The 8,370-nt window shown below is 72.2% G+C and carries 5 protein-coding genes; 3 read left to right on the forward strand and 2 right to left on the reverse strand.

Going from position 1 to position 8,370, the window contains the following annotated elements; all coding sequences use genetic code 11:
• The first annotated feature begins 86 nt into the window (after positions 1–86).
• A complete protein-coding gene (gene icmF / locus ACZ6R6_RS44135; RefSeq protein WP_470102953.1) occupies positions 87–3,308 on the forward strand; it encodes a fused isobutyryl-CoA mutase/GTPase IcmF in 3,222 nt (1,073 codons plus the stop codon).
• A 50-nt stretch (positions 3,309–3,358) separates the two neighbouring features.
• The gene (locus tag ACZ6R6_RS44140; protein ID WP_470102955.1) at positions 3,359–4,126 is read left to right on the forward strand and encodes a helical backbone metal receptor; all 768 of its coding nucleotides are present in this window, start codon (positions 3,359–3,361) and stop codon (positions 4,124–4,126) included.
• A gap of 69 nt (positions 4,127–4,195) precedes the next feature.
• Here the strand turns inward: ACZ6R6_RS44140 and ACZ6R6_RS44145 are convergent, their stop codons facing one another.
• Positions 4,196–5,440: a glycosyltransferase gene (locus tag ACZ6R6_RS44145; RefSeq protein ID WP_470102957.1), complete on the reverse strand. Its 1,245-nt coding sequence runs from the start codon at positions 5,438–5,440 to the stop codon at positions 4,196–4,198.
• Positions 5,441–5,594: 154 nt separating this feature from the next.
• Positions 5,595–7,298: an AMP-binding protein gene (locus ACZ6R6_RS44150; RefSeq protein WP_470102959.1), complete on the reverse strand. Its 1,704-nt coding sequence runs from the start codon at positions 7,296–7,298 to the stop codon at positions 5,595–5,597.
• A 165-nt stretch (positions 7,299–7,463) separates the two neighbouring features.
• Here ACZ6R6_RS44150 and ACZ6R6_RS44155 point away from each other — a divergent pair, with 165 nt between their 5' ends.
• Complete coding sequence (locus ACZ6R6_RS44155; protein ID WP_470102961.1) at positions 7,464–8,279, forward strand: PIG-L family deacetylase; 816 nt, start codon at positions 7,464–7,466, stop codon at positions 8,277–8,279.
• Positions 8,280–8,370 lie beyond the last annotated feature (91 nt).

Here is an 8,370-nt window from a genome sequence, read left to right on the forward strand (position 1 = left end):
AGGACGTCCTAGTATTTACTAGGACGTCCTAGTAATTTTGAGGGAAGTCCAGGTGGAGTAGTCGGCCGTCAGTCGGAGGAGCCCTCGTGCACGTTCCCGTCAATCCGGTCCGCGTCGTCACGGCGGCGGCGCTGTTCGACGGCCACGACGCGGCCATCAACATCATGCGGCGGATCCTGCAGTCGCAGGGCGCCGAGGTCATCCATCTGGGCCACAACCGCTCCGTCGACGAGATCGTCACCGCGGCGATCCAGGAGGACGCGCAGGGCGTGGCCGTCAGCTCCTACCAGGGCGGGCACGTGGAGTTCTTCACCTACCTGGTGGACCTGCTGCGCGAGCGCGGGGCCGGGCACGTGAAGGTCTACGGCGGGGGCGGCGGGGTGATCGTGCGCGAGGAGATCGACCTCCTGCACGCCCACGGCGTCGCCGGGGTCTTCTCGCCCGAGGACGGCCAGCGGCTGGGGCTGGCCGGAATGATCAACAAGGTGGTCGAGGCGTGTGACGTGGACCTGACCGCCGGCGGGGCGCCCGCGATGGCCGAGGTAGTCGCGGGTGACCACCGGGCGCTGTCGCGCGCGATCACGACGGTGGAGTCCGGCACCGCGGACGTCTCGTGGCTGGAGGCGCTGCGGGGCGCCGCCGCCGCCCGCACGGTCCCGGTGCTGGGCATCACCGGCACCGGCGGTTCGGGCAAGTCCTCGCTCACCGACGAGCTGCTGCGCCGGATCAGGATCGACTTCGAGGACAAGCTCCGGGTCGCCGTCATCGCGGTCGACCCGACCCGGCGGCGCGGCGGGGGAGCGCTGCTGGGCGACCGGATCAGGATGAACAGCCTGGCCGGCGGCGGCGCCTACTTCCGGTCCCTGGCCACCCGGGGGGCGCAGGAGCTGCCCGCGCACCTCGGCGACGTGATCGCGGCCTGCCGGGCGGCGGGCCACGACCTGGTGATCGTGGAGACCCCGGGCATCGGGCAGGGCGACGCGGCGATCGTGCCGTTCGCGGACGTGTCGCTGTATGTGATGACACCGGAGTTCGGCGCGGCCTCCCAGCTGGAGAAGATCGACATGCTCGACTTCGCCGACGTGGTCGCGATCAACAAGTACGAGCGCCGGGGCGCCGAGGACGCGCTGCGCGACGTGCGCCGCCAGCTCGTCCGCAACCGCGAGGCGTTCGGGGTCCCGCCGGAGGAGATGCCCGTCTACGGCACGATCGCCTCCCGCTTCAACGACGCCGGCGTCACCGCGCTCTACCAGCGCCTCAGGGGCCTGCTCGGTGAGCACGGGCTGCCCGAGTCCCCGGGCGTGCTCCCCGAGGTGAGCGGGAGCACCTCGAAGGTCGCCGACGGCATCGTGCCACCGGCCCGGGCCCGCTACCTGGCCGAGATCGCCGAGACCGTCCGCGGCTACCACGCCCACACCGCGGATCAGGCGGAGGCGGTGCGCAGCCTGCAGCGGCTCACCGCCGTCCGGGAGATGGTCGCCGGGGAGGGCGCCGACACCGCCACCGTGGACCTCCTGCTGGGCCGTGCGGCCGCCGGAGTCGATCCCGGCAGCCAGGCGCTCCTGGAGGGATGGAGCGCCACGGCGGAGGAATACCGGGCCGACGAGCTGGTGGTGAAGGTCCGCGACCGGGAGCTGCGGACCCCGCTGTGGCGTCAGACGCTGTCGGGCAACCGGATCCCGCGGGTGGCGCTGCCGCGGCTGTCCGACCACGGCGACCTGCTGCGGTTCCTGCGCGCGGAGAACCTGCCCGGCCGCTTCCCGTTCACCGCCGGCGTCTTCCCCTTCAAACGGGACGACGAGGACCCGACCAGGATGTTCGCCGGAGAGGGCGACCCGTTCCGCACCAACCGGCGCTTCAAGCTCCTGTCGGAGGGCCAGCCGGCGACCCGGCTGTCCACCGCCTTCGACTCGGTCACGCTGTACGGCAACGACCCCGCGCTCCGCCCCGACATCTACGGCAAGGTCGGCACGTCGGGGGTGTCGATCGCGACGCTCGGCGACATGAAGGCGCTGTATGACGGGTTCGACCTGTCCGCGCCCAACACCTCTGTCTCCATGACGATCAACGGGCCCGCGCCGACGATCCTGGCCTTCTTCCTCAACACCGCCGTCGACCAGGCGCTCGACCGCTTCGGCGACACGCACGGCCGCCCGCCCTCGCCCGAGGAGGCCGCTGAGCTGCGCGCCAGGACGTTGGCCACCGTGCGCGGCACCGTGCAGGCCGACATCCTCAAGGAGGACCAGGGGCAGAACACCTGCATCTTCTCCACCGAGTTCAGCCTGCGGATGATGGCCGACATCCAGGAATGGTTCATCGCCAACGGGGTGCGCAACTTCTACTCGGTCTCGATCTCCGGCTACCACATCGCCGAGGCCGGGGCCAACCCGATCAGCCAGCTCGCCTTCACCCTGGCCAACGGCTTCACCTACGTCGAGGCCTACCTGGCCCGCGGCATGAAGATCGACGACTTCGCGCCCAACCTGTCGTTCTTCTTCTCCAACGGCATGGACCCCGAATACAGCGTGCTCGGGCGGGTGGCCCGCCGCATCTGGGCGGTGGCGATGCGCGAGCGGTACGGCGCGGCCGAGCGGGCGCAGAAGCTGAAGTACCACATCCAGACCTCCGGCCGATCCCTGCACGCCCAGGAGATGGACTTCAACGACATCCGCACCACCCTGCAGGCGCTCATCGCGATCTACGACAACTGCAACAGCCTGCACACCAACGCCTTCGACGAGGCCGTCACCACCCCGTCCCCCGACTCGGTACGGCGGGCCATGGCCATCCAGCTCATCATCAACCGCGAGTGGGGCCTGGCGATGAACGAGAACCCGCTCCAGGGCTCGTTCATCGTCGACGAGCTCACCGACCTGGTCGAGGAGGCCGTGCTCAAGGAGTTCGAGCGCATCTCCGACCGGGGCGGTGTGCTGGGGGCGATGGAGACCGGCTACCAGCGCGGGCGCATCCAGGACGAGTCGATGCTGTACGAGACCCGCAAGCACGACGGCTCCCTGCCCATCATCGGGGTCAACACCTTCCGCAACCCCAGGGGCGAGGCCGACCACGGCCCGCTGGAGCTGGCGCGCGGCACCGAGGAGGAGAAGCAGTCCCAGCTACGCCGCCTGCGCGACTTCCAGGAGTCGAACGCCGGACAGGCCCCGCAGGCCCTGCAGCGGCTCCGCCAGGCGGCGGCGTCGGACGAGAACGCCTTCGCCGTGCTGATGGACGCCGCCCGCGTCTGCTCCCTCGGCCAGATCACCGAGGCGCTGTTCGAGGCCGGCGGGCAGTACCGCCGTAACGTGTGACAGGGGCCGGCCCGGCAGGGGAGCCGGCCACGGGCCGAGAGGGCGGCGAGATGAGAGACGACACCGGCGCCACGGTCGCGGTCCCCGCGAGGGTGCGCCGGATCGTCTCCCTCGTCCCCTCCCTGACCGAGACCGTCGCGGCGACCGCGCCCCGGCTGCTCGTGGGAGCCACCGACTGGTGCAGCCACCCCGCCGACCTCGACGTCACCCGGGTCCGGGGCACCAAGAACCCGGACCTGGAGCTGATCAGGTCGCTCCGCCCCGACGTCGTGCTGGCCAACTTCGAGGAGAACCGGGCCGCCGACCTCGACGCGCTCCGGGCGGCCGGCGTCCCGGTGTGGGTGACGGTCATCCGTACCGTCGACGAGGCGCTGGCGTCGCTGGAGCGCGTTCTCACCCAGGCGTGCCGGCTGCCCCGCCCGGCCTGGCTGGACGGGGCGGAGGCCGCCTGGCGGCAGGAGGCCCGCGCCCCGTGGTGCCGGGCGGTCATCCCGGTGTGGCGCCGGCCGTGGATGGTCGTCGGCGGGGAGACCTTCACCGGCGACGTGCTGGCCCGGCTGGGCGTGGTGAACATCTACGCCGACCACCCCGAGCGCTACCCGAAGATCCCGGTCGACCGGCTGCGGGAGGCCGGGCCCGATCTGGTGGTGCTGCCGGACGAGCCGTACCGCTTCACCGCGGACGACGGCCCCGAGAGCTTCCCCGGCGTCGCGGCGGCCCTGCTCGACGGGCGCCGCCTGACGTGGTACGGCCCCTCGCTCGTCGAGGCGCCCGCGGTGCTGTCGGCCCAGCTACGCCGTACGATCACCGGCGGCTGAACCCCGGGGTCGGGACGTCGGCGGTGCGGTCCGGCGCGGAGCACTCCCCGGCTCGGCGATCCCGCGTGTTCACGCGGACACCGGCGGCCTTTCTCGGCTGACCGTGTCGAGCAGCAGCCTCGCGGCCACCGTCGCCCCGTCGGTGCGGATCGTGCCGGCCACGGCCCTGGCCCGGGCGCGGGTCTCGGGGGCCAGGGCCGTGCTGAGCGCGGCCGACAGGGACTCGGTGGTCGGGGCCGGGCCGTCGTGTGCCGCGCCGATGCCCAGCTCGGCCACCCGGGCGGCCCAGTACGGCTGGTCCGCCATCTGGGGCACCACCACCTGGGGCGCGCCGGCCCGGGCGGCCGCCGTCGTGGTGCCCGCGCCGCCGTGGTGCACGACGGCGGCCACCCGGCCGAACAGCGCCTGCTGGTTGACCTCGCCGACGGCGAAGCAGTCGTCCCGGTCGTCGCTCAGGGCCAGGTCGGCCCAGCCGCGGGACAGGAGTGCGCGGCGGCCGTGCGCGCGGACCGCCTCGACGGCCGCCCGGGCGACGTCTTCCGAGGCGCGCATGGGCATGCTGCCGAAGCCCACGTACACCGGTGGTGCGCCGGCGTCCAGGAACGCCTCCAGATCGGCCGGGAGCGGGCGTCCGTCCGGCCGGATCCACGCGCCGGTCTGCACCACGTCGAGGTCCGCCGGCTGCAGCCACGGGCCCAGGGTCGGGTCCGCCGCCAGCCACGGCCGGTCGGTGAAGACGTGGTCGCGGACGTCGTCCACCGGGGGCAGGCCGATCGACGCCCGGTGGCCGTTGATCGCCTCGCCGAACAGCGCGTTCATGTCCTCCGTGTTCAGGTCCCACAGCACCCGGTTGTCGGTCACCTCCGGTGGGAGCGGCCGGGTCCACGCGAGCGGCGGGTGGTGCGGCGACGGCAGGTAGGTCGGGAAGCAGGCCACGAACACGTAGGGGATGCCCAGCTTCTCGGCCACCGACCGCGCGGCGGCCGCGGCCGGGATCAAGCCGGTCGCCACCACCGCGTCACATCCCTCGGCCACCGCGGCGACCGGTCCGTACGTCGCGGCGACCATCTGGGCCGCGCGCTGGGGCAGGCTCGCCGCGGGCGGCGGCTCTTTCCCGGTCAGTGCCCCGGACGCCATCTCGCGCACCGACCGGCCGAGCGGCACCAGCGGGAGACCGAAACCGTCCAGCAGCTCCGCGAAGTCCGGCGGCGCGCACATCTGCACCTCCGCGCCGAGTTCCCGCAGACTCACCGCGAGTCCCACCATCGGTTCGACGTCCCCACGCGACCCGTACGTCAACAACAACACACGCATTCCGCGACTCCCATTTCCGCAGGTTCCAGCCTCGGCCGACGATTCTGCGGCACGACCCGGGTCTTGTGGCAAGCCCTCCGGTGCACTATAGGTTGAGAGCGGAAAGGAGCGGGCGCCCCCGTTGAGTCCGGTCCGTACCGGCCCCGCACACCGCTCAGGTCCGCAGCTCGGGGAACTGGTCGTCGCGCCACTCCGTGGCCGGGCCGGTGCCCGCGGCCCGCTCCTCACGGGCGCGGAGCTCGACCCGGCGGATCTTGCCCGAGATCGTCTTGGGCAGCTCGGCGAACTCCACCCGGCGCACCCGCAGGTAAGGGGCCAGCTTCTCCCGCGCGTGGCGCAGGATGGCCAGCGCGGTCTCCCGGTCCGGCGCCCAGCCCGGGGCGAGCACGACATACGCCTTGGGCACGGCCTGCCGGACCGGGTCGGGCGCGGGCACCACCGCGACCTCGGTGACGGCCGGGTGCTCGATGAGCACGCTCTCCAGCTCGAACGGCGAGATCTTGTAGTCGGAGGCCTTGAACACGTCGTCGGTCCGCCCGATGTAGGTGATGTAGCCCTCCGCGTCCCGGGAGGCGATGTCACCGGTGTGGTAGTAGCCGCCGGCCGTCGCCTCCCGCTCCCGCCGGGGGTCGCCCTGGTAGCCGGTCATCAGGTTCATCGGCCTGCGGGCCAGGTCGACGCAGATCTCGCCCTCCTCGGCCGGCTCCCCGGTGACCGGGTCGACCAGCACCACCGGCACCCCGGGGAGCGGACGGCCCATCGAGCCGGGCTTGACCGGCGCCCCCGGGGTGTTGCCGACCTGGGCGGTGGTCTCGGTCTGCCCGAACCCGTCGCGCAGCGTCAGCCCCCAGGCGTTGCGGACCTGCTCGATGACCTCCGGGTTCAGCGGTTCGCCGGCCGCCATCACCTCCCGCAGCGCGCCGGGACCGCCGGACAGGTCGGACTTGATCAGCATCCGCCACACCGTCGGCGGCGCGCAGAACGTGGTCACCCCGGCCCGGCGGATCTGGGCCAGCAGCGCGCCCGCGTCGAAGCGGGCGTAGTTGTAGACGAAGATCGTCGCTTCGGCGATCCACGGGGCGAAGAAGCAGCTCCACGCGTGCTTGGCCCAGCCCGGCGAGCTGATGTTCAGGTGCGTGTCGCCCGGCCGCACGCCCATCCAGTACATGGTGGACAGATGTCCGGCCGGGTAGGACACCTGCGTGTGCTCCACCAGCTTCGGCCGGCTGGTCGTGCCGGAGGTGAAGTACAGCAGCAGCGGGTCGTCCGGCGCGGTGCCCGGGTGCGCCACGGGCCCGGCCGCGGTGGCGTAGGCGTCGCGGTAGGCGGCCCACCCCGCCGGTGCCTCGCCGACGCAGATCCGGGTGTAGTCGCCCGCCACCCCGGCGAACTTCGCGGTGTCCGCGCTGTTGGCGATGACGTGCCGGGCGCCGCCGCGCTCGATGCGGTCGGGCAGGTCCGCCGGGCCCAGTGCCGTGGTCGTCGGCATGATCACCGCGCCGAGCTTCATCACCGCCAGCATCGACTCCCACAGCTCGACCTGGTTGCCCAGCATGACGAGCACGCGGTCGCCGCGGCCCACCCCCTGCCCGGCCAGCCAGGCCGCGACCTGGTCCGAGCGGCCGGCGATCTCGTCGAAGGTGTGGCGGGTCTCCGACCCGTCCTCCTCGACCAGCCACAGGGCCGTCCGCCCGTTGCCGCGGGCGATCACGTCGAACCAGTCGTGCGCCCAGTTGAAGGCGCCCTGGAACACCGGCCACGCGAACCGTCCCACCGCCCCCTCGTAGTCCCCGCCCAGGCTCAGCAGCAGGTCCCGGGCCTCTCGGTAGATCTCGGTGTTCTTCGTCGTGCCCACCATGACGGCTCCCTCCGGCGGCGACGGGGCGTCGCGCGTGACTGTCAGGACTCATCTACCCGCCCGGCGGGGGGCGAGATCGGACGGACGGCCCGATTCCGGCCGCCCGCCGGCCGCCGTAGAGTGATCGGGGCCGCGTGGCCTTCATATCCGGAGGGGTCGATATCCATGGCTGACGAGTTGACATTGATGGCTGTCCACGCCCATCCCGACGACGAGGTGATCGGGACGGGCGGCATCTTCGCCAAGTGCGTCGACGAGGGCATCCGCACTGTCCTGGTCACCTGCACCAACGGCGAGCAGGGTGACGGTCCCGGCGGGGTGAAGCCGGGAGAGCCCGGCCACGACGAGGCGGCGGTGCGCGAGCGGCGGCTGGAGGAGCTGCGCGAATCCGTGGCCCACCTCGGGATCGACCATGTGGAGCTGCTCGGCTACCGCGACTCCGGCATGGTGGGCTGGGCCGCCAACGAGGCGCCGGACGCCTTCGCCAACGTCCCCGTCGAGCAGGCCGCCGGGCGGCTGGCCGCGCTGATGGAGCGCTACCGGCCGCAGGTCGTCGTCACCTATGACGAGAACGGCAACTACGGTCACCCCGACCACATCCAGGCCAACCGGATCACCCTCGCCGCGGCCGAGGCCTCCGGCATCCCCAGCAAGCTCTACTACACCGCGGTGCCCCGGGAGCGGGTCGCCGAGCTGTTCGAATACCTCCGCTCGATCGGCGGGGCCCCCGACGACCTGGAACTCCCCCCGGACTTCGGCACCCCGGAGGAGCAGATCACCACCGTGGTCGACGTGGAACCCTACGTGGAGCACAAGCGCAAGGCGCTGGAGGCGCACGCGAGCCAGGGCGAGAACATCTTCCTGCTGCGCATGCCCGCCGAGGCCCAGCAGCGGGCGCTCGGTCACGAGGCGTTCATCCGCCATCTCAGCCGCGTCCCCGCCGCCGACCGTGAGGACGACCTCTTCGACGGCCTGCGCTAGTACTACAACAACATATTGTGATGCCTTAGTCTGACCGTATGTCGAGCGTGGTGACCGCCGAGGACCTTCAGGCATGGATGGCTGGCCTGGA

Source organism: Streptosporangium sp. NPDC048886 (assembly GCF_055586905.1).